Below are 19,165 nucleotides of genomic sequence, written 5' to 3'. Positions count from 1 at the left end.
TTTTTTTGGCATTTACTTATTATTTAATAACGCGTAAATGAGAGCCTTTTTTCTTCTCAGGCTTTTCTGGTGGTGTTTCATCAATAAACTCAGCTGATGAATCAACACTTTCAAGCTCTGGCACAAAATCGTCTTCGTCCTCTAAAAACTCATCTGCGGTAAAGACTGTTCCTTCGCCATTTTCACGCGCGTATATTGCAAGCACAGCACCTAGAGGTACATACACTTGCATTGGCTGACCACCAAAGCGCGCACTGAAGCTAAGTTGGGTTAAGTCTAACGAAAACTGTGTGACCGCTGATGGACTTATGTTTAAAACAATTTGTCCGTCTTGAACAAATTGTGTTGGCACTTGTACATTTGCAAATCCAGCGTCTACCACTAAATGCGGTGTACACTCGTTATCGACTATCCAATCAAAAAAAGCACGTAATAAATAAGGACGATTAGGCGTCATTATAAACGGATCTCACGCTCAGCTTCAGTTAAAGAGGCTTGGAATGACTCACGTTCAAATAAACGGATCATGTACTCTTTAAGCTCTTTAGAACCTGCACCATTAAGCTCAATACCAAACTCTGGTAAACGCCATAATAGTGGAGCTAAATAACAGTCTACTAAGCTAAACTCTTCACTCATAAAGTAAGGTGCTTCGCTAAAAATAGGTGCTACAGCAAGCAATGCTTCTGTTAGCTCTTTACGAGCTTGAGCAGCGTCTGACGTGTTGTTACTGATTTTATCAGCTAGGCTGTACCAATCAGTATCAATACGATGCATCATTAAGCGGCTACGACCACGCATTACCGGGTAAACAGGCATTAGTGGAGGATGAGGAAAACGTTCATCAAGGTATTCCATGATGATGTTTGCCTGGTATAAACCAAGCTCACGGTCAATCAGTGTTGGCACTGTACCGTAAGGGTTAATTTCGTGAAGTGCTTCTGGCAAGTTATCTTTTTCAGCCAAATGAATATCTACACTTACACCTTTTTCCGCAAGTACAATACGTACTTGGTGGCTATACATACAGTTAGCACCAGAAAAAAGGGTCATTACAGGGCGCTTATTGGCAGCTACGGCCATGCCTATACCTCCATTAAATAACTAAAACAGCAAAAGGGGCTTAAGCCCCTATTGCAAAATTACCTTTAAAAATGTTCAACCTAATGAACATCTCTCCAGTATTCTTTCTTAAGCATAAATGCCAAGATAAACAGGATAATTAAAAATCCTATTACCTTAATACCTAGCGCTTCCGATTCAAGACGTGAAGGTTCACCCACGTACTCAAGGAAGTTTGTTAAATCACGAGCCGCTTGGTCGTATTCATCTATGCTTAATTCGCCCGTACCATCTGTTTCAGTAGCAATAACTTTAGTCACAGTGTGACCATGCTCTTGTACTTCTTTAGTGATAGGTGTTGGTAAACCTTGTAGTTCTTGAAGAACGTGAGGCATACCTACCGATGGGAAAACAATGTTGTTAACCCCAAACGGGCGAGATTCATCTTTATAAAACGATTTTAAGTACGTGTAAATATAATCTGGTGATTTTACACGAGCAATTAGAGTTAAATCCGGCGGAGCCGCACCAAACCATTTTGCTGCATCGTCTTTTGTAATCGCGTTAGTAATATGACTACCAACTTTAGAACCGTCAAAAATCAACTGCTCTAAACCAACCTCTGTTGGGATACCGATATCACGAAAAGTACGTTCATAACGTTGATACTGCATTTGGTGACAACCAAGACAGTAGTTCATGAACAACTTTGCACCGCGTTGTAAAGATGGTTGATCAGTAAGGTCGTTGTTCGCTTCCATTAAAGGAACCGATGGACCCGCTGCCATAACCATGTTCGGCAACAAGTTTACTGATAAAGCAAATAAACCAATAATAAGCTTCTTCATCATTTCGTTAACCTCTCTGGCAATGGCTTAGTTTTTTCGTTCTTACTGTATACAAACAACAGTACGAAGAACATAAAGTAAGTCACAGTACAGATTTGAGAAATAATCGTTTTCATATCAGTTTGTGGAGTTGCACCCACCCAACCTAGAAGAACGAAAGTTACAACAAAACCTGCAATGTTCCATTTATGGAAACCACAACGGTAACGAACCGATTTAACTCTACCACGGTCTACCCAAGGTAGTAACGCAAGTACCACAATCGATGCACCCATCGCCGCAACACCGATTAACTTATCAGGGATTGCACGTAAGATTGCATAGAATGGCGTAAAGTACCAAACCGGGAAAATATGCTCAGGTGTTTTAAGTGGGTTAGCTGCCTCGAAGTTTGGACCTTCTAAAAAGAAGCCATTCATCGCTGGCATAAAGAAAACAACCCAACAGAACAATATTAAGAAACCAACCACACCCACAATATCTTTAACTGTGTAGTAAGGGTGGAACGGTATCGCATCAACAATATCTTTCTTGTCAGTGTAATACTCATGAAATTTAAATTTAGGCTTATCTTCTTCAGCTACTGAGCCTTTCTTACGTTTAATCTCAATACCTTCAGGGTTATTTGAACCCACTTCGTGTAGAGCAACAATGTGTAAGAAAACTAAGATTACAATAACCAGTGGTAGTGCAATTACATGTAATGCAAAGAAGCGGTTAAGCGTTGCACCTGATATTACATAGTCACCACGGATCCAAAGTGTTAAGTCATCACCAATAACCGGAATAGCCCCGAATAAGGAGATGATTACCTGTGCACCCCAGAACGACATTTGCCCCCATGGTAATAAATACCCCATGAATGCTTCAGCCATTAGCGCTAAGAAAATAAACATACCAAATAACCACAGTAACTCACGTGGTTTTTGATAAGAACCGTAGATCATGCCACGGAACATATGCATATATACAACGATGAAAAACGCTGATGCACCGGTTGAGTGCAAGTAACGTAATAACCAGCCATATTCTACATCACGCATGATGTATTCTACTGAAGCGAATGCGCCTTCAGAAGACGGAACAAAGTTCATCGTTAACCAAATACCCGTTAGGATTTGGTTTACTAGTACCAACATGGCTAATGAGCCAAAAAAGTACCAGAAGTTAAAGTTTTTAGGTGCTGGATACTGTGCAATATGCATGTTCCAAACACGTGTCATTGGGATACGGTCGTCTATCCAACCAATAATCTTACCAAACATTAGGCTGCCCCTTTTTCTTCGCCCACTAAAATAGTGGTCTCATCAAGAAAAGTATAAGGTGGTATCTCTAAGTTTAATGGAGCAGGTACCGATTGAAATACACGGCCAGCCATATCAAATTTAGAACCATGACATGGGCAATAGAAGCCATCATCGGTTCCTTCAACTTTCTCACTAAAGTTACCTTGGAAAAAGCCAGGTGAACACCCTAAATGCGTACAAATACCTACAGCCAGAAAGATTTCTGGACGTAATGAACGGTAATCATTTGTTGATGATTCTAATTGTTGTGGCTCTTGCGAATGCGGATCACGAAGTTGACCTTCATGTTCTTTCATTTGCTCAAGCATTTTTGGGGTCCGTGATACAACCCATACAGGTTTACCACGCCACTCGACACGTATTAATTGTCCCGGTTCAAGTTTGCTGATATCTACTTCTACAGGCGCACCCGCAGATTTAGCTCGCTCACTTGGATTCCAAGACGCAATAAAAGGAACAGCAGCCCCAGCCGCACCAACACCACCTACAACAGAGGTAGCTATGGTTAAAAAGCGACGTCGGCCATTGTCTACAGGCGCATTGCTCATCCACTTATCTCCACTATGATTCTCAACACTTGCTATATTGAGAACATCAGTTACAGCAGGTTAATTATTCGAATTTTTAAAATAGAAGCGATCATAATTAAAACCCTTGATTAAAACAAGGTTATTCAAAGCCCTATGCTCGAATAAAACTAACTTGATCAAAATTTGATTAAGTAAGCTCGAGAATAAAGCCGAACGACTATAATAACGCTTCTGTAAAAACAATATACTGACCAAGATCAACACCACTAAGAGGAAACAGTAAAAACTGTACATAGTGCGGTTAAACTCACTCATTTTACTTCAATGCCAATTGTAGCAAAAAATTCCACCAATTAACTGATGGATTTAAACTAATTACGATAATTATTTAACTTTTTTGCAGCTATCTGAGTGTTTTTTAACTTTCGTTTGATTAATACGCAGTTATTAATCAATTTGATCATCATTAATTGCTGCAATCACCCAGTATCACCGTCGATATAAATAACTTTATATTAAGTTGCAAATGTAAACATTTTGATTTGAAAACAAAAAACCCAGCATAAGCTGGGTTTTTGAATTCTTGATAACGTATAGATTAACGTTTTGAGAACTGTGGACGCTTACGCGCTTTCTTAAGACCCACTTTCTTACGTTCAACTTTACGTGCATCACGTGTAACAAAACCTGCTTTACGAAGTTGTGAACGTAATGATTCGTCAAACTCCATAAGTGCACGAGTGATACCATGACGGATAGCACCAGCTTGACCAGTTGTACCACCACCAGAAACGGTGATGTAAAGGTCAAATTTTTCAGTCATATCAACTAGCTCAAGAGCTTGATGAACAACCATGCGTGCTGTTTCGCGACCAAAATACTCTTCTAGAGAGCGTTTGTTGATTACGATGTTACCAGTGCCTGGGCGTAAGAATACGCGAGCACTTGAACTTTTACGACGACCTGTACCGTAGTATTGATTTGCCATGATGGTGCTCCTTAAATGTCTAGAACCTGAGGCTGTTGTGCAGCATGGTTGTGCTCAGTACCTGTGTAAACTTTAAGTTTACGGTACATAGCGCGGCCTAAAGGACCACGTGGCAACATGCCCTTAACAGCCTTCTCGATGATCATTTCAGGCTTTGCAGCTTGAAGTTTATCAAAAGTAGTAGACTTAAGACCACCTGGAAAACCAGAGTGTGAATAGTACACTTTGTTTTTGAATTTGTTACCAGTTACAGTAACTTTTTCAGCGTTGATAACGATGATATAATCACCAGTATCTACGTGCGGTGTATATTCAACTTTATGCTTACCGCGTAGGCGATGAGCGATTTCAGTAGCGATGCGACCTAAAGTTTTACCTTCAGCGTCAACTACGTACCAGTCACGTTTTACTGTTTCTGGTTTAGCAACAAACGTTTTCATTTATAAAAATCCAATGTTTTTCAATTAAAACCACAAGTAGTTAATATTAACTACTGCTCTAAGTTTGCTATAACCCCTTCGAGTTTTAGACTTTTGCGCCGCTCACAAGTGGCTAGACTATATGAGGGCATAGAACGCAACGTGGCAGACGCGGGAGTATACCAGCACTTAAAACACATTGCTACTCGCCGGTTGTTTTTTCCACAAGAAATTTTAGAAATAAGAAGTACTATATATGCACCTCTTATTTTTAATGGCTAACCTATTACACTTTTACCTACTAATTTAAACCAAATGCTCTCTAGCTAAATACTCTAGAGACTGCATTTCTTGCAAACGGCTTATACAGCGCTTAAATTCAAAGTTTAAATTACCTTGGGTATAAAGTTCGGTAATAGGTTTTTCAGCCGATATAATTAAAGTTACATGGCGCTCGTAAAATTCATCCACTAAAGCAATAAAGCGTCTAGCGGCATCATCATTAGTTTGCCCAAGCTGTTTTACGTTAGAAATAATCACCGTATTATATAAGCGGCTAATCTCCATGTAATCAACCTGACTACGCGCTGATTCGCATAATTCACTAAACTCAAACATCACCACGCATTTAGCTACTTTTCGCGTTTTGATTAAACGACCTTCTATCTCTATCGGCTCATCTAATTGTCCAGGCTCTGACGATAGCTTATCGAAGTATTCAAATAAGTTTTTATCCGCTTCTTTATCTAACGGACTATGAAAAATTTCGGCTTGCTCTAAGGTACGCAACCGATAATCAATACCTGAGTCTACATTAACTATTTCTGTATTGAGCTTAACCAGTTCTATAGCAGGGACAAAGCGGGCACGCTGCAAGCCATTTCTGTAAAGCTCATCAGGCACTATATTAGAGGTAGCAACAAGTACTATACCCCGTGCAAATAGCGCTTCCATTAAGCCACCTAGCAACATAGCATCGGTAATGTCTTGAACAAAAAACTCATCAAAACAAATTATGTCTGTTTCTGCTTTGAAAGTGTCGGCTATTTTTTCTAATGGATTAGCCGTATTGTTTAGTTTTTTAAGCTCATTATGCACTCGGTGCATAAATCGATGAAAGTGCACGCGCATTTTACGTGTGCCCGGTAGTGATTCGTAAAAAGTGTCAACTAAATAAGTTTTACCACGCCCTACTCCACCCCAAAAGTACAAACCTTTTATAGGCGCAGGTTCATCTTTACTAAATAACTTAGCAAAAAAACCTTTTTGTTTTGGCTTTGCCTGAGTTAGGTCATCGTATAGACGTTGTAAATGGCGCACAGCATTTTCTTGTGCTGCGTCGTGTACAAAGTCATCTCGCTTTAAGTCTTGTTGGTATGTTTGCCAAGGAGTCATATCTATTTACAGTTAAAACACAGTTTAATTTGCAAAGCATATTAACACGCATCATAACTCGGGGTATATTACACTTAGTATGATTTATAATTGAATCGGCATTCGTTAGTTATTTTCCCAAAGGGGTAGTTTTTATGGGCACAGTTATGTGGGTAGGTTTAATTGTTATTGCTGCTGTTGTAGCATTTTTTATTGGCGCATTTGTTACTAAAAAACAATTCAAACAAGATGAATTAAAAGAGCAGGCAGAGCAAGCTGAAAATGCGTTAGAGCAGTATCGTCAAGATGTAGCTGATCATTTAGCGAATACTGGCAAGCTCGTAAATAAAATGAAAGAAAACTATGATCAACTGCTTAGTCACGTTGAAGAAACAAACCAACTTCTTCTAGAAGATAGAAATAAAGCACCAGCAGAACCTTATTTTTCTAAAGAAACAACAGAACAACTACAAGCGTCTTTAAAAGAGCGTCGTTCAGATCGTTCTTCAGCCGCAGCACAACCAGCTGATTATGTATCGGGTGAATCTGGTTTATTTGCTGGTCAAAATAAAGTTTCAGAACATTCTAAAGTATCTTGATGAACTTTTTTTAGACCCCATAGTCTTTAGATATAACAGCTTTGTTGTTTTATCTTAATAAACCCAAAAGGGCTGCTTTTAAAGTAGCCCTTTTTGTTTTTGCTTTATCTTAAGTGGAGTTACCCCTGACTATGAAAATGAAATTATCACTTATCAGCGCAGCTATTTTATCTACAAGCTTATTAATGAGCCCTGTAGCGTCTTATGCGAAAATGCCAATTGCAGTAAATGGTCAACAACTACCCACTCTAGCCCCCATGCTAGAGCAAATATCTCCTGGTGTTGTAAGTATCCAAGTTTCAGGCTCTAAAGAAGTACGCCGCCGTGCAGATCCACTCGAATACTTTTTTGGACAACAGCAGCCTCGCAGTCAAAAACGCCAATTTAGTGGATTAGGTTCTGGGGTCATTATCGATGCTGATGAGGGCTATGTAGTGACTAATAACCACGTAATCCAAGACGCCGAAAAAATGGTAGTTACTCTCGAAGATGGCCGTGAATTTGAAGCAACTAAAATTGGTACTGACACAGAATCAGACATCGCTCTTTTACAAATAGACGCTGATGACTTAACCGAAATCAAACTCGCCAACTCAGATAATTTACGAGTGGGTGACTTTGCTGTCGCTATTGGTAACCCATTTGGCCTTAGCCACACAGTTACATCAGGTATTGTTAGTGCCCTTGGTCGAAGTGGTTTAAACATTGAGGGCTACGAAGATTTCATTCAAACCGACGCAGCTATTAACCAAGGTAATTCTGGCGGTGCCTTAGTTAACCTCAATGGTGAGTTGATTGGTATTAATACCGCTATTTTAGGTGCTTCTGGCGGCAACGTGGGCATTGGTTTTGCGATTCCATCTAATATGATGAAAAATCTAGTCGATCAAATTATTGAACATGGTGAAGTGCGTCGAGGCTCGTTAGGCATTTCTGGTCGTCCACTTGATGCTGGACTTGCAAAAGCACAGCAACTTGATGTCAAACAAGGTGCTTATGTAATGCAAGTAATGGACGACACTGCCGCCAGTAAGGCTGGAATTGAAGCTGGTGACGTTATTGTTAGCATTAACGGTGGCGACATTAGCGGCTTCCATGAACTACGCAGCAAAATTGCTACGTTAGGTGAAGGCCGTGAGATAAAACTAGGCATTTACCGCGATGGTAAAATTAAAACAGTGAAAGTAACCCTTGATGGTGCATCAGGTGTTACAGCGACCGGTGAAGAGCTGCATCCTGCATTCCAAGGCGCGACACTTGAAAATGTACAAAAAAACAGTAATAAAGGTGTTGAGGTTACTTCAGTAGATCCTCGCTCACCTTCTGCCCGTGTTGGCCTTGAAGAAGGCGATATTATTATGCAAGTGAATCGTCAACGAGTAGAAACAATTCGCGACATGAATAAAATCATCGACAGTACAAAAGGTAATATAGTACTTGGCGTGCAACGTGGTCGTGAGTCTATATTTATTTTAATTCAGTAATAAATAGCACTATTAATGTAATAAAAATAACAGTGGCACTTGCCGCTGTTATTTTTTTTATGTCATCATAAAGAGATTGCTCACTTACATAATAAGAAAATCGTGCTGAAACTAATAAAATTTATTCTTCCCCCTTTATTTGCAGGCCTAAGTATTGCTTTTTTAGTGGTTTTTTTCAGCCCTAATATGCGAGCGGCTTTACTTCCAAATGTTCCCCTACCAAGCGCAATGAGTTCGAGTCACCTGAGTTTTTCTGATGCAGTTAAACGAGCAGCTCCTTCTGTGGTTACTATTTTTTCAGAAAGTATTTCCAAAGAACCTCGTTATAAAAGAAAAAACACGGTACAAGAGCTAGGCTCTGGCGTCATCATGTCGCAAGACGGTTACATTCTTACCAACTACCATGTTGTTAATAATGCAGATCAAATTATGGTTATTCTAACCGATGGCAGACGCTTTTTTGATGTACAGCTAATTGGTTTTGATACTATTACTGATTTAGCCTTACTTAAAATAAATGCAGATCACCTTCCGGTAATTCCTGTAAATGATAGCTATGTATCCAGTGTAGGCGATGTTGTACTTGCCATAGGTAACCCGCTTAATTTAGGCCAAACAATCACGCAAGGCATTATTAGCGCAACGGGTAAGCAAAAAATTACAGACAGTCCTTACAATAACTTATTGCAAATGGATGCGGCTATTAATGTGGGCAACTCTGGCGGCGCATTAGTTAACTCCAATGGTGATTTAGTCGGCATTACTTCTGCGCAGTTTAAAACGCGTGAGAACTTGAATATTCAAGGAATATTCTTTGCGGTTCCTTACTCACTTGCTAAAAAAGTAATGGGTAAGCTCATTCGTCATGGTCGCGTTGTGCGCGGCTATTTAGGCTTTGAAGGCACAGCAGTAGATAGTACCGGCAAGGAAGTAAACGACAGCCTAACCCCAGTTACTGGCATGCGTATTACTAATTTAGACCCTTTGGGACCAGCATGGCAAGCGGGTATTGAAGAGCAAGATATTGTTATTAAAATTGCAGGGCTTTCGGTAGCAAATCCACAAAAAGTGCTGGAAGAAATAGGTAATACAGAACCAGGTAAAGAAATAGAATTTGAGCTTTACCGGAATGGTAAAATAGAAAAAATCATGGTGGTGGTAGCTGAGCTTGAAACAAAGCTTTAATAAAAAATAATACCAACTTCCATAAATCGTCAATAAAAAGGTCGGATAGCAATTTGCGTATCCGACCTTTTTAAAATAGCTTAGCTAGTTAAATATCTACTTAACTACTTCGACGTTTAATATTTGCACCCAACGCACTTAGCTTATCTTCAATGCGCTGATAACCTCTATCAACGTGATAAATACGGTCAACAACCGTTTCACCCTGTGCCACTATACCCGTTAAGATTAAGCTAGCTGAAGCGCGTAGGTCGGTTGCCATCACTTGCGCGCCCGTTAGGCTCTCAGTCTCACCACAAATTGCGGTATGCCCTTCTAAACGAATATTAGCGCCCATACGCTGCAACTCAGGTACATGCATAAAACGGTTTTCAAAAATCGTTTCTGTAATAGTCGCACTACCATTTGCTACTACATTTAATGCTGTAAACTGAGCTTGCATATCCGTAGGAAAACCTGGGTGTGGAGCTGTTTTAATATTCACGGCTCTCAGTTCTCGGCCGCGCATATCAAGATAAATACTGTCGTTATGCACTTCTAGATGTGCATTTGTTGCGCGTAACTTTTCAATCACAGGCTCAAGAGAATGAAAGTCAGTGTTTTTACAAAGTACTTCACCGCCTGCCATTGCTGCAGCGACTAAAAATGTACCTGTTTCTATTCTGTCTGGTAAAATGCTGTGCTCGCATCCTGCTAAACGCTCAACGCCTTCAACTTCAATGCGGCTAGTGCCTGCACCCGTAATTTTAGCGCCCATAGCAATTAAGCAGTTAGCTAAATCAATTATTTCGGGCTCGCGTGCAGCATTATCAAGTATGGTTTTACCATCAGCGAGGGCTGCTGCCATCAATAGATTTTCGGTAGCGCCTACGCTTACCATTTCCATAAAGATTTCAGCGCCTTTTAAGCGACCGTTTACCTTGGCATTAATATAACCATTTTCAACGTTTATTTGTGCGCCCATGCGCTCCAAACCTTGAATATGTATATCAACAGGGCGAGCACCAATAGCACACCCACCAGGTAAAGACACTTGAGCTTCACCAAAACGAGCAACTAAAGGGCCTAATGCAAGTACTGAAGCACGCATTTGCTTAACTAAGTCGTATGGCGCTAATGTTTTATTGACCGTTGCGCCGTCAATCACTAGCGTATCGCCGTGCCAATTAACATCAGCGCCTAGAGTTTTTAATAAGGCTTCAGTGGTCACTATATCGCGAAGGCGCGGTACATTAGTAAATGTACTTTTTCCATCAGCTAATAATGAAGCAAACAAAATAGGAAGTGCGGCATTTTTAGCGCCAGAAATAGTCACTTCACCAGCAAGTGAAGTACCACCTTGAATTACAAATTGATCCATTAAGAGGCCCTATTTATTGCGGTAAAATAAATTTTTGTTCACGCTTCCACTCTACAGGAGTAAATGCACGAATAGATACTGCGTGAATTGTGCCATCTGAAATTGTATTCATTAATGGGCCATAAACTAGCTGCTGCTTTTTAACTCGGCTTAAACCGTCAAAGCATTCACCTACTGCAACAACTTCATAATGACTACCATTGGCTTTTACATGTACTTCAGCTAATTGAAGCTCTTCGCGTAATAATGTTTCGACTTGGCTAGTTTCCATAACTCTCACTCAAATAGGGTTGTAACCTGACCCAATTGCATTAAATTTTGCAATTGCTCAGGTAGGTTTTGCAATTCAAGGCGAATGCCTTGCTGCTTTAATTCTGCAAAAGAGTGAATTAACCAAGCTAAGCCCGCTGTGTCAACCCTAGATACACCACTTAGGTCGAAATAGATGATTTTATGCTTGGTTAATAGCTTGCTGTTCAGAAGCTGTTCATCGCCAATTGAATTTCGAGTAAGCTCACCGTTTACTCGAAAATGTTGTCCATCAACTTGGCTTATTGCCAATTTAGTCATTCGAGTTACTGCCTCTAAACTGAACTGGTAGCTGACTCTTTTGCTCTAAAAGGTTACTTACATTATCAATACCTTGCTGACGCAAAATACCTTGTAGCTCACTTTGTTTTGCATCTAGTAAACTAATACCTTCAGCAATCATATCGTACGCGCGCCATTCACCGTCACGGTCTTCGCGTACTTTAAAATCGATTCTGATATCAGGTTTACCATCTTCAATAATTTTAGTTTTAACGACAACGACATCTTTGCCTTTAAATGCTTGTTCTGCACCAAACTCAACTTTTTGGTTTGTATATTGAGTGAATACACCTGCATAAGTAGCAACTAAATACTCTCTAAAAACACCAATAAAGCGTTGAATTTCTTTAATTGCTTTGGCTTTTTCAGCTTCGTCGGTAATTGCACGTACTTTAGATACTTCACTACCTAGTACGCGAAGTGCTGCATATTTGTAGTCGATATAAGGCATTAATTCTTCTTCAACGATTACGCGAAGATGCTCTTGATTTTTAACAATTAATGGCTGATCTTTTTTAATACGTGCAAATGTATTATCAGCAACTTGGCGTACCATTTTATTTGGATCGATTAATTTTACATCTGCTGCACTTACGCTTTGAGTTAGCGTCATTGTGCCAATTGCTACAATAGCTAAAAACTTTTTCAACATAATAATTACTCACTACCTTGGTTGAATAAAAACTGCCCGATTAATTCTTCAAGTACAATGGCAGACTTAGTGTCAGTAATTGAATCGCCATCACCTAGTGCTTTACTTTCCACACCAAACAAATCGTCAATTGCTTCATCTTGCTTGTTTTCAGTCACTGTTTCGCCTAAACAACGTTGTTTAGCCGAATCTGGAGAAATGACAGGGTGAATACCTAAGTACTGCTCACCTAAAATACCCGACGTTAAAATAGAGATTGAGCTTGTGTCTGAAAAACGACATAAATACTGTGCATCAATGGTCATGTTTACCACTGGTAAAAATTCTTGTGGGTGAACATAAATTGATTCAACACGACCAATTACAACACCACCTACTTTTACTGGTGCACGTGCTTTTAATGAGCCAATGTTTTCAAACTTGGCATTAAGCGTATATGTTTCGCCAGAGCCACTAATACCTGAATTGGCAACTTTAAGTGCGAGCATCGCAAAAGCTAAAATGCCAAGTGCTACAAAAAAACCAACTAAAATTTCTAATTTCCGTGAATTCATTATCTATACCCTATTAGCTGGTAAACATTACCGCTGTCAAAATAAAGTCAAAACCTAAAACTGCTAATGACGAATGAACAACCGTTTCGGTGGTTGCTTTGCTGATCCCTTCTGAGGTCGGCACACAGTCATATCCTTTATAAAGCGCAATCCAGGTCACCACTATGGCAAATACAAAACTCTTAATAATACCGTTTAGTATGTCTTGCTGAAACGACACTTGTGATTGCATGATTGACCAAAAACTACCTGTATCAACCCCCAGCCAATCTACACCCACTAAATGAGCGCCTATGATTGCTACGGCTGAAAATATCAATGCAAGCAATGGCATGCTTATAAAACCCGCCCAAAAGCGTGGTGCAATAATACGTTTTAGCGGATCGATTGCCATCATCTCAAGTGATGAAAGTTGCTCTGTTGCTTTCATTAAGCCAATTTCAGCAGTCAATGCGCTACCTGCGCGTCCTGCAAACAGTAATGCAGTAACAACCGGGCCCAGTTCTCGCAATAAACTCAGTGCCACTAACGGCCCTAAACTATCCTCAGCGCCATAACCAACTAATACGGTGTAACCTTGTAGAGCCAACACCATGCCGATAAACAAACCCGACACCATAATAATCAGCAACGATTGCGAACCGACCATATAAAGTTGGCGAACAAGTAACGGTGTGCCTTTTTTAAAATTAGGAACATGCGCTAATGCACTAAACAGCATATAAGCCGAACGGCCAAGAGCCGCAAAACGTCCTAGCGTTTTATGCCCTAGCTTTTGAAATAAATCCAACATTATGCTTTTTCTCCAAGCAGTTCATCTGCATAAGCTTGAGCCGGAAAATGAAATGGTACTGGACCATCCGACAAGCCTTTTAAAAACTGTTGAACTAAAGGAGATTCATGATTGCGCATTTCATCAGGAGTACCACAACCAATTACACCTTGATCGGCGATAATTATAACGTGATCGGCAATACTCATTACCTCTGTCACATCGTGTGTAACAATTAAAGACGATAAACCCAATACTTCGTTAAGCGACTTAATTAGCTTAACCAATACGCCCATCGAAATAGGATCTTGTCCTGCAAATGGTTCATCGTACATGATTAGCTCTGGATCAAGTGCTATAGCGCGCGCAAGTGCAGCACGTCTTGCCATACCGCCCGATAACTCAGAGGGCATTAAATCTTTAGCGCCACGTAGCCCAACCGCTTGCAATTTCATTAATACAACTAATCGGATAAGGTCTTCACTTAGCTTTGTGTGCTCTCTTATAGGAAACGCAATATTGTCAAATACCGACATATCAGTAAACAGCGCACCACTTTGAAAAAGCATGCTCATTTTAGTACGTGCTTCGTATAACTCTTTACGAGACATTTTAGGAATGCTGCCACCTTCAAATAAAATATCACCTGAATCTGGTTTAAGCTGACCACCAATTAAACGCAACATAGTGGTTTTGCCAATTCCGCTTGGCCCCATGATCGCAGTAATTTTACCTTTAGGAACGCTAAAACTCATATTTTTATATATAGTTCTATTGCCTCTCGAAAAGCTAACATCCTTGACTTCTACTATTGATTGCGACAAGTCGCTCTCCATAAAAATGTTCACTAGTGCACCTATTTTAAAGCTTTTTTGTCAAAGATGGAAAAAACAATTCGTAAGATTTTGTAATACACCCATGAAAAGGATTATAAGACTCGCTCAAAACAGCTTAACCCCGGCTTAAATTTTTAAATTAGCTGTTTAAAAGCAGCATTGTTACGTAGTTGACCTTACTCTTTTATTTATACTTTCATCTTGGCTTTTGTTACTATTCGCGCCATCCGTATTTTGTATAACTGGCTTAACACAATGGTTACCTCGTTTGTTATTTTAATTCTTGGTTTTGCAGCTCTTGTTTGGAGTGCAGACAGGTTTGTTTATGGCGCTGCGGCTCTTGCTAAAAACTTTGGTGTACCTACACTTATTGTTGGTTTAACCGTGGTAGCTATGGGCTCTTCAGCACCCGAAATGATGGTTTCAGCCTCTGCCGCTCTGGCTAACAAAACCGACACAGCGGTTGGCAATGCTGTTGGCTCTAATATTACAAACATTTTACTTGTGTTAGGTATCACTGCTCTATTTCGCCCTCTTTCAGTTTCATCAAGTACATTAAAACGTGAAATGCCATTAGTGATGCTCGTATCTTTAGCTACTTGGTATGTGTTCTCAGATAACTACTTTTCATTTAATGAAGGTGTTGCACTTTTGGTTGGCTTTATCGTATTCATCGGTGGGTTAATTATTGTATCTATGCGTGCAAAAAACCAAGATGACCCATTTGTGTCAGAAGCCTGCGACGATGTACCAAGCGATGTACCTACGAAAAAAGCGGTATTTTGGTTAGTTGTCGGCATGATACTCCTACCTGTTAGTTCTCATTTTTTAATAGGTTCGGCTGTCGATATTGCTAAATACTTCGGCTTAAGCGACTTAGTCATTGGCTTAACAATTATTGCCATCGGTACTAGTTTGCCTGAACTTGCCGCTTCGGTTGCAGGTGTACTTAAAAATGAAGATGATTTAGCACTAGGTAATATTGTTGGCTCAAACATATTTAATATTCTAGCGGTATTACCACTTGCCGGTATTATTAACCCTTCAGCCATTGATCCATCATTAGTAAGCCGAGACGTATTAATTATGATTGGCGCAACACTTGCTCTTATTATTATGTCATTGAACTTTAGAGGTACCCAACGTATCAATAGAGTAGAAGGCGGCTTATTGCTAATAGCGTTTTTGGGTTACCAAGGGTATATTTTTAGTCAAGTAGGGTAAATGATGGCAACGCTAAATTTTATTGAACAAGGCCTTCGCGTTTTAGATGTTGAACGCCAAGCACTTAGTGATATTGCACAATATGTAGATGAAAATTTTCATAACGCGTGCCAATTAATGTACGACTGCGAAGGCCGTATTATTGTCATTGGTATGGGTAAATCAGGTCATATTGGCAATAAAATAGCGGCAACCCTTGCAAGCACAGGCAGTCCAGCATTTTTTGTTCACCCTGGTGAAGCAAGTCATGGTGATTTAGGTATGATCACTAAAAATGACGTGGTTATGCTTATTTCCAATTCAGGGGAGACCAGCGAAGTTTTAAATATCATTCCGGTTTTAAAACGACTTGGTGCCAAAATGATAGCGATGACTGGCAATACGCAATCAACCATGGCGACCCTTGCTAATGTACATGTGTGTATTAAAGTAGAAAAAGAAGCCTGTTCATTGGGTCTAGCTCCTACATCAAGTACCACTGCAACGCTTGCGATGGGCGATGCCATGGCAGTTGCATTATTAGAAGCTCGCGGGTTTACAGCTGATGACTTCGCGCTATCTCACCCAGGTGGTAGTTTAGGCAAGCGTTTATTACTTACTTTGAAAGATGTTATGCACAGCGGCGCAAATACACCTATTATTAGCGTTTCACAAACAGTTAAAGACGCCCTTATTGAAATGTCTGCTAAAGGGCTAGGCATGACAGCCATTGTTGATGAAAATCAGCAGCTCGTGGGATTATTTACCGATGGCGATTTGCGTCGTATTTTAGAACAAAGAATTGATATTCATACAACACAAATAGATGTTGTTATGACTAAGTCATGTACTACGGCTACACAAGATATTTTAGCCGCTGAAGCGCTTAATATTATGGAACACAAACGTATAAATGGCTTAATCGTCGTCAATGAGAAAAACCAACCTATTGGCGCATTAAACATGCAAGACCTATTAAAAGCAGGAGTATTATAAATGCAATTTGAAGAACTCTATCAACCGCTGAGCGATGATGCAAAAGCACGCGCTAAAAAAGTAAAACTACTTATATGCGATATTGATGGTGTATTTTCTGATGGCCGTATTTATCTTGGTAATCAAGGTGAAGAGCTAAAAGCATTTAATACAAAAGATGGTTTTGGCATTAAAGCGCTTATAAACAGTGGCTTTGAAGTGGCTGTAATTACTGGTCGTCATTCACAAATAGTGCAACAACGTATGAGCAGCTTAACCGTACAGCATATTTATCAAGGCCAAGAAAATAAGCTCATTGCCTATCAAGAATTAAAAGACAAACTCAACCTTAGCGATGAACAAATTGCTTATATCGGTGATGATGGTCCTGACATGCCCGTTATGGAATTAGTCGGCTTTGCTGTTGCAGTAAATGATGCCCATCCACTTATTAAACGTTTATCACACTATGTAACGCAAATGCCTGGCGGCTTTGGTGCAGTAAGAGAGCTCACCGACTTACTTATGCTTGAAAATGGTAAAGCATTGACTACACAAGGCACTAGTTCATGAATGCAGCGCGCATAATATTAAGCGTTTTATTCATTAGCTGTATGGTTTGGCTTTGGTACCCTTATTTTACACAAACAAATATTGTGCCTCAGACTGAGCCTGAAGTTATTGCCAAGCCTGATTACATAGCCATTGAACTCAAACAAACAGCCTATGACGAACAAGGTAAAATTAGCCACAAAGTCACTGCGGCTAAAATGGAGCTATATCAACAATTAGGTTTTACGTTTTTTGAAAAACCTATTTTTACTTTATATAACGAAAAGCAAACGTGGCAAATAAATGCAGACGAAGCAACATTATACGAAGACAAACAATTAATTTTAGAAGGCAATGTGGTTGCCAAAAACTTAACCGATAACGCCATGATAGACAAAATCAATGCTGATAATATTCAGGTAGATATAAAGCTATTAACAATGCGTTCGGAGCAACCCGTTATCATCACTGGACCCAATTTAAAAATCACTGGTAAAGGCCTAGAAGCCGACTTAAAAACCGAAGTGATAAAACTAATTAACCATACGCGAACCATATATTATGACCAATAAAATATTAAAATCACTTATTATTCCTACACTTATACTAGCGTTTAATAGTAGTGCTGCAGAGCAAAACACGCAACCGACTGCAAATCAAATTTCAATAAGCGCCGATAAGCAAGAAGGTCAATTAAAAGCTAATGTCGGGATTTTTGAGAAAAATGTTGAAATTATTCACGGTAATCGCCGTATCACAGCCGACCGCTTAGAAGTACATAAACGCGATGAACTTGGTGATAATAAACAATTATTAATTGCTACAGGTAGCCCTGCGCACTTTGAAGAAAAGCAATCAGATGGCACGACTATGAGCGCCAGTGCTGACGAAGTACGTTATGATGTATCTAAGCGTTTTTTAACGCTTGTTGGTAATGCACAAGTATCGCAAGCGGGACAAAAAATAAATGCTAAAAGCATTACCTACGATATAGAGCAGCAGCTAATCAGTGCCGAAAAAGATGAAAACTCAACTGACCGCGTTCACACAATTTTAGTGCCAATCGAGACTAAAAAAAGTAAAAAAAGCGACAAAGGTCAACCATGAGCACATTAAAAGCAGAGCTATTAGCAAAGAGCTATAAAGGCCGTGAAGTTGTAAAAAACGTCGGCCTTGAAGTCAAAGCTGGCAGTATTGTTGGCTTACTTGGCCCTAACGGCGCAGGTAAAACCACCACGTTTTATATGATAGTAGGACTTGTACCTAGCGACAAAGGTAAAATATCGATAGACGATAACGATATTACTCTTTTACCTATGCATAGTCGTGCTAGATTAGGCATTGGCTACTTACCGCAAGAGTCTTCAATATTCAGAAAGCTGACTGTTTATCAAAACTTAATGGCCATTTTAGAAACGCGCAAAGAGTTAAATAAACAAGCTAGAGAAGACACTCTCGATAAATTATTAGATGAATTTAGCATACAACACATTCGTGATAGCCAAGGTATGGCATTGTCAGGAGGCGAACGTCGTCGTGTTGAAATAGCACGTGCGCTGGCAGCAGATCCTAAATTTATATTACTGGATGAACCATTTGCAGGTGTTGACCCGATTTCGGTATTAGACATAAAGAAAATAATAGAACATCTTAAAAATCGTGGGATTGGTGTATTAATCACCGATCATAACGTAAGAGAAACCCTTGATGTTTGTGAAAAAGCCTACATTGTTTCTCATGGGGAGCTGATTGCATCAGGTACTCCAGAACACGTATTAAATGATAAAACAGTACGCGATGTTTACTTAGGCGAGCAATTTAGGCTGTAACATTTACGCCATGTCTTTAAGCATCTGCTAGTATTAATTATAACA

24 protein-coding genes are annotated in these 19,165 nt (G+C 39.7%); 9 read left to right on the top strand and 15 right to left on the bottom strand.

Annotated features, from left to right (window positions below):
• Window positions 1-19: 19 nt before the first annotated feature.
• The 8 genes from P20429_RS17485 to zapE all read right to left on the bottom strand — a co-directional run bounded on the left by P20429_RS17485 (window position 20) and on the right by zapE (window position 6,549).
• Window positions 20-457, bottom strand: a complete 438-nt coding sequence (locus tag P20429_RS17485; protein ID WP_007580339.1) for a ClpXP protease specificity-enhancing factor — start codon at window positions 455-457, stop codon at window positions 20-22.
• Entirely contained in the window at window positions 457-1,083 is a 627-nt protein-coding gene (gene sspA, locus P20429_RS17490; protein ID WP_002957965.1) for a stringent starvation protein SspA, read from the bottom strand. The genes P20429_RS17485 and sspA overlap by 1 nt, the downstream gene beginning before the upstream one ends.
• An 80-nt stretch (window positions 1,084-1,163) precedes the next feature.
• A complete protein-coding gene (locus P20429_RS17495; protein WP_007580337.1) occupies window positions 1,164-1,913 on the bottom strand; it encodes a cytochrome c1 in 750 nt (249 codons plus the stop codon).
• Window positions 1,910-3,175, bottom strand: a complete 1,266-nt coding sequence (locus P20429_RS17500; RefSeq protein WP_007580335.1) for a cytochrome b N-terminal domain-containing protein — start codon at window positions 3,173-3,175, stop codon at window positions 1,910-1,912. Before P20429_RS17500 ends, P20429_RS17495 begins: the two co-directional genes overlap by 4 nt.
• Window positions 3,175-3,765, bottom strand: coding sequence for a ubiquinol-cytochrome c reductase iron-sulfur subunit (petA, locus tag P20429_RS17505; RefSeq protein ID WP_007580333.1), 591 nt, complete (start codon window positions 3,763-3,765; stop codon window positions 3,175-3,177). The genes P20429_RS17500 and petA overlap by 1 nt, the downstream gene beginning before the upstream one ends.
• Window positions 3,766-4,345: 580 nt before the next feature.
• Entirely contained in the window at window positions 4,346-4,738 is a 393-nt protein-coding gene (rpsI, locus tag P20429_RS17510) for a 30S ribosomal protein S9 (RefSeq protein ID WP_024590200.1), read from the bottom strand.
• Between the two features lie 8 nt (window positions 4,739-4,746).
• Complete coding sequence (rplM, locus tag P20429_RS17515) at window positions 4,747-5,175, bottom strand: 50S ribosomal protein L13 (protein WP_007378318.1); 429 nt, start codon at window positions 5,173-5,175, stop codon at window positions 4,747-4,749.
• Window positions 5,176-5,460: 285 nt separating this feature from the next.
• Complete coding sequence (zapE, locus tag P20429_RS17520) at window positions 5,461-6,549, bottom strand: cell division protein ZapE (protein ID WP_007580326.1); 1,089 nt, start codon at window positions 6,547-6,549, stop codon at window positions 5,461-5,463.
• 134 nt (window positions 6,550-6,683) lie between these two features.
• On the opposite strand from zapE, the gene P20429_RS17525 reads away from it, so the two are divergent.
• The 3 genes from P20429_RS17525 (at window position 6,684) to P20429_RS17535 (ending at window position 9,796) form a co-directional block, all read left to right on the top strand.
• On the top strand, window positions 6,684-7,127 hold the full coding sequence (locus tag P20429_RS17525; RefSeq protein WP_007580324.1) for a YhcB family protein: 444 nt from the start codon (window positions 6,684-6,686) through the stop codon (window positions 7,125-7,127).
• A gap of 131 nt (window positions 7,128-7,258) precedes the next feature.
• Window positions 7,259-8,611 (top strand): Do family serine endopeptidase, encoded by a 1,353-nt coding sequence (locus P20429_RS17530; RefSeq protein WP_007580322.1) that lies wholly within the window; start codon window positions 7,259-7,261, stop codon window positions 8,609-8,611.
• Window positions 8,612-8,713: 102 nt separating this feature from the next.
• Complete coding sequence (locus tag P20429_RS17535) at window positions 8,714-9,796, top strand: trypsin-like peptidase domain-containing protein (protein WP_007580320.1); 1,083 nt, start codon at window positions 8,714-8,716, stop codon at window positions 9,794-9,796.
• A 100-nt stretch (window positions 9,797-9,896) separates the two neighbouring features.
• On the opposite strand, the gene murA is transcribed toward P20429_RS17535, so the two are convergent.
• The 7 genes from murA to P20429_RS17570 are packed head-to-tail and all read right to left on the bottom strand — an operon-like array spanning window position 9,897 to window position 14,561.
• Complete coding sequence (murA, locus tag P20429_RS17540; RefSeq protein WP_007580318.1) at window positions 9,897-11,156, bottom strand: UDP-N-acetylglucosamine 1-carboxyvinyltransferase; 1,260 nt, start codon at window positions 11,154-11,156, stop codon at window positions 9,897-9,899.
• 13 nt (window positions 11,157-11,169) lie between these two features.
• Entirely contained in the window at window positions 11,170-11,427 is a 258-nt protein-coding gene (locus P20429_RS17545; protein WP_002957953.1) for a BolA family protein, read from the bottom strand.
• 5 nt (window positions 11,428-11,432) lie between these two features.
• Entirely contained in the window at window positions 11,433-11,726 is a 294-nt protein-coding gene (locus P20429_RS17550; protein ID WP_007580316.1) for a lipid asymmetry maintenance protein MlaB, read from the bottom strand.
• Window positions 11,719-12,399, bottom strand: a complete 681-nt coding sequence (locus tag P20429_RS17555) for a phospholipid-binding protein MlaC (protein WP_007580315.1) — start codon at window positions 12,397-12,399, stop codon at window positions 11,719-11,721. The genes P20429_RS17550 and P20429_RS17555 overlap by 8 nt, the downstream gene beginning before the upstream one ends.
• Before the next feature lie 5 nt (window positions 12,400-12,404).
• Complete coding sequence (mlaD, locus tag P20429_RS17560; RefSeq protein WP_002957950.1) at window positions 12,405-12,953, bottom strand: outer membrane lipid asymmetry maintenance protein MlaD; 549 nt, start codon at window positions 12,951-12,953, stop codon at window positions 12,405-12,407.
• Window positions 12,954-12,966: 13 nt separating this feature from the next.
• Entirely contained in the window at window positions 12,967-13,746 is a 780-nt protein-coding gene (gene mlaE / locus P20429_RS17565; RefSeq protein WP_002957949.1) for a lipid asymmetry maintenance ABC transporter permease subunit MlaE, read from the bottom strand.
• Window positions 13,746-14,561: an ATP-binding cassette domain-containing protein gene (locus tag P20429_RS17570; RefSeq protein WP_076915496.1), complete on the bottom strand. Its 816-nt coding sequence runs from the start codon at window positions 14,559-14,561 to the stop codon at window positions 13,746-13,748. Before P20429_RS17570 ends, mlaE begins: the two co-directional genes overlap by 1 nt.
• Before the next feature lie 255 nt (window positions 14,562-14,816).
• On the opposite strand from P20429_RS17570, the gene P20429_RS17575 reads away from it, so the two are divergent.
• From P20429_RS17575 to lptB, 6 genes are read left to right on the top strand one after another with little or no spacing between them, the layout of a single operon-like run.
• The gene (locus tag P20429_RS17575) at window positions 14,817-15,785 is read left to right on the top strand and encodes a calcium/sodium antiporter (RefSeq protein ID WP_007580313.1); all 969 of its coding nucleotides are present in this window, start codon (window positions 14,817-14,819) and stop codon (window positions 15,783-15,785) included.
• 3 nt (window positions 15,786-15,788) lie between these two features.
• Entirely contained in the window at window positions 15,789-16,760 is a 972-nt protein-coding gene (locus tag P20429_RS17580; protein WP_007580312.1) for a KpsF/GutQ family sugar-phosphate isomerase, read from the top strand.
• Window positions 16,761-17,312, top strand: coding sequence for a 3-deoxy-manno-octulosonate-8-phosphatase KdsC (gene kdsC, locus P20429_RS17585; RefSeq protein ID WP_007580311.1), 552 nt, complete (start codon window positions 16,761-16,763; stop codon window positions 17,310-17,312).
• Window positions 17,309-17,863, top strand: a complete 555-nt coding sequence (gene lptC, locus P20429_RS17590) for an LPS export ABC transporter periplasmic protein LptC (RefSeq protein ID WP_007580308.1) — start codon at window positions 17,309-17,311, stop codon at window positions 17,861-17,863. The genes kdsC and lptC overlap by 4 nt, the downstream gene beginning before the upstream one ends.
• Window positions 17,853-18,398, top strand: a complete 546-nt coding sequence (gene lptA, locus P20429_RS17595) for a lipopolysaccharide transport periplasmic protein LptA (RefSeq protein ID WP_007580307.1) — start codon at window positions 17,853-17,855, stop codon at window positions 18,396-18,398. The genes lptC and lptA overlap by 11 nt, the downstream gene beginning before the upstream one ends.
• Entirely contained in the window at window positions 18,395-19,120 is a 726-nt protein-coding gene (gene lptB, locus P20429_RS17600) for an LPS export ABC transporter ATP-binding protein (protein ID WP_007580304.1), read from the top strand. Before lptA ends, lptB begins: the two co-directional genes overlap by 4 nt.
• Window positions 19,121-19,165 lie beyond the last annotated feature (45 nt).

Origin of the sequence: Pseudoalteromonas sp. BSi20429, from assembly GCF_000238895.1 — a bacterium.
In the GTDB taxonomy this organism is placed as follows: Bacteria; Pseudomonadota; Gammaproteobacteria; order Enterobacterales; family Alteromonadaceae; genus Pseudoalteromonas; species Pseudoalteromonas arctica.
The sequence above is the reverse complement of the archived record's forward strand: the minus strand, read 5'-3'. Positions and strand labels throughout refer to the sequence as shown.

Excerpts from the sequence above, each read along its gene's own strand:
- P20429_RS17530 (WP_007580322.1), top strand. The coding sequence starts at position 7,259 with ATGAAAATGAAATTATCACTTATCAGCGCAGCTATTTTATCTACAAGC.
- P20429_RS17500 (WP_007580335.1), bottom strand. The coding sequence starts at position 3,175 with ATGTTTGGTAAGATTATTGGTTGGATAGACGACCGTATCCCAATGACA.
- P20429_RS17525 (WP_007580324.1), top strand. The coding sequence starts at position 6,684 with ATGGGCACAGTTATGTGGGTAGGTTTAATTGTTATTGCTGCTGTTGTA.
- P20429_RS17550 (WP_007580316.1), bottom strand. The coding sequence starts at position 11,726 with ATGACTAAATTGGCAATAAGCCAAGTTGATGGACAACATTTTCGAGTA.
- P20429_RS17485 (WP_007580339.1), bottom strand. The coding sequence starts at position 457 with ATGACGCCTAATCGTCCTTATTTATTACGTGCTTTTTTTGATTGGATA.
- P20429_RS17575 (WP_007580313.1), top strand. The coding sequence starts at position 14,817 with ATGGTTACCTCGTTTGTTATTTTAATTCTTGGTTTTGCAGCTCTTGTT.
- lptC (WP_007580308.1), top strand. The coding sequence starts at position 17,309 with ATGAATGCAGCGCGCATAATATTAAGCGTTTTATTCATTAGCTGTATG.
- P20429_RS17580 (WP_007580312.1), top strand. The coding sequence starts at position 15,789 with ATGGCAACGCTAAATTTTATTGAACAAGGCCTTCGCGTTTTAGATGTT.
- lptB (WP_007580304.1), top strand. The coding sequence starts at position 18,395 with ATGAGCACATTAAAAGCAGAGCTATTAGCAAAGAGCTATAAAGGCCGT.
- mlaE (WP_002957949.1), bottom strand. The coding sequence starts at position 13,746 with ATGTTGGATTTATTTCAAAAGCTAGGGCATAAAACGCTAGGACGTTTT.
- zapE (WP_007580326.1), bottom strand. The coding sequence starts at position 6,549 with ATGACTCCTTGGCAAACATACCAACAAGACTTAAAGCGAGATGACTTT.
- P20429_RS17570 (WP_076915496.1), bottom strand. The coding sequence starts at position 14,561 with ATGGAGAGCGACTTGTCGCAATCAATAGTAGAAGTCAAGGATGTTAGC.
- rplM (WP_007378318.1), bottom strand. The coding sequence starts at position 5,175 with ATGAAAACGTTTGTTGCTAAACCAGAAACAGTAAAACGTGACTGGTAC.
- P20429_RS17555 (WP_007580315.1), bottom strand. The coding sequence starts at position 12,399 with ATGTTGAAAAAGTTTTTAGCTATTGTAGCAATTGGCACAATGACGCTA.
- kdsC (WP_007580311.1), top strand. The coding sequence starts at position 16,761 with ATGCAATTTGAAGAACTCTATCAACCGCTGAGCGATGATGCAAAAGCA.
- mlaD (WP_002957950.1), bottom strand. The coding sequence starts at position 12,953 with ATGAATTCACGGAAATTAGAAATTTTAGTTGGTTTTTTTGTAGCACTT.
- P20429_RS17495 (WP_007580337.1), bottom strand. The coding sequence starts at position 1,913 with ATGATGAAGAAGCTTATTATTGGTTTATTTGCTTTATCAGTAAACTTG.
- murA (WP_007580318.1), bottom strand. The coding sequence starts at position 11,156 with ATGGATCAATTTGTAATTCAAGGTGGTACTTCACTTGCTGGTGAAGTG.
- lptA (WP_007580307.1), top strand. The coding sequence starts at position 17,853 with ATGACCAATAAAATATTAAAATCACTTATTATTCCTACACTTATACTA.
- sspA (WP_002957965.1), bottom strand. The coding sequence starts at position 1,083 with ATGGCCGTAGCTGCCAATAAGCGCCCTGTAATGACCCTTTTTTCTGGT.
- petA (WP_007580333.1), bottom strand. The coding sequence starts at position 3,765 with ATGAGCAATGCGCCTGTAGACAATGGCCGACGTCGCTTTTTAACCATA.
- P20429_RS17545 (WP_002957953.1), bottom strand. The coding sequence starts at position 11,427 with ATGGAAACTAGCCAAGTCGAAACATTATTACGCGAAGAGCTTCAATTA.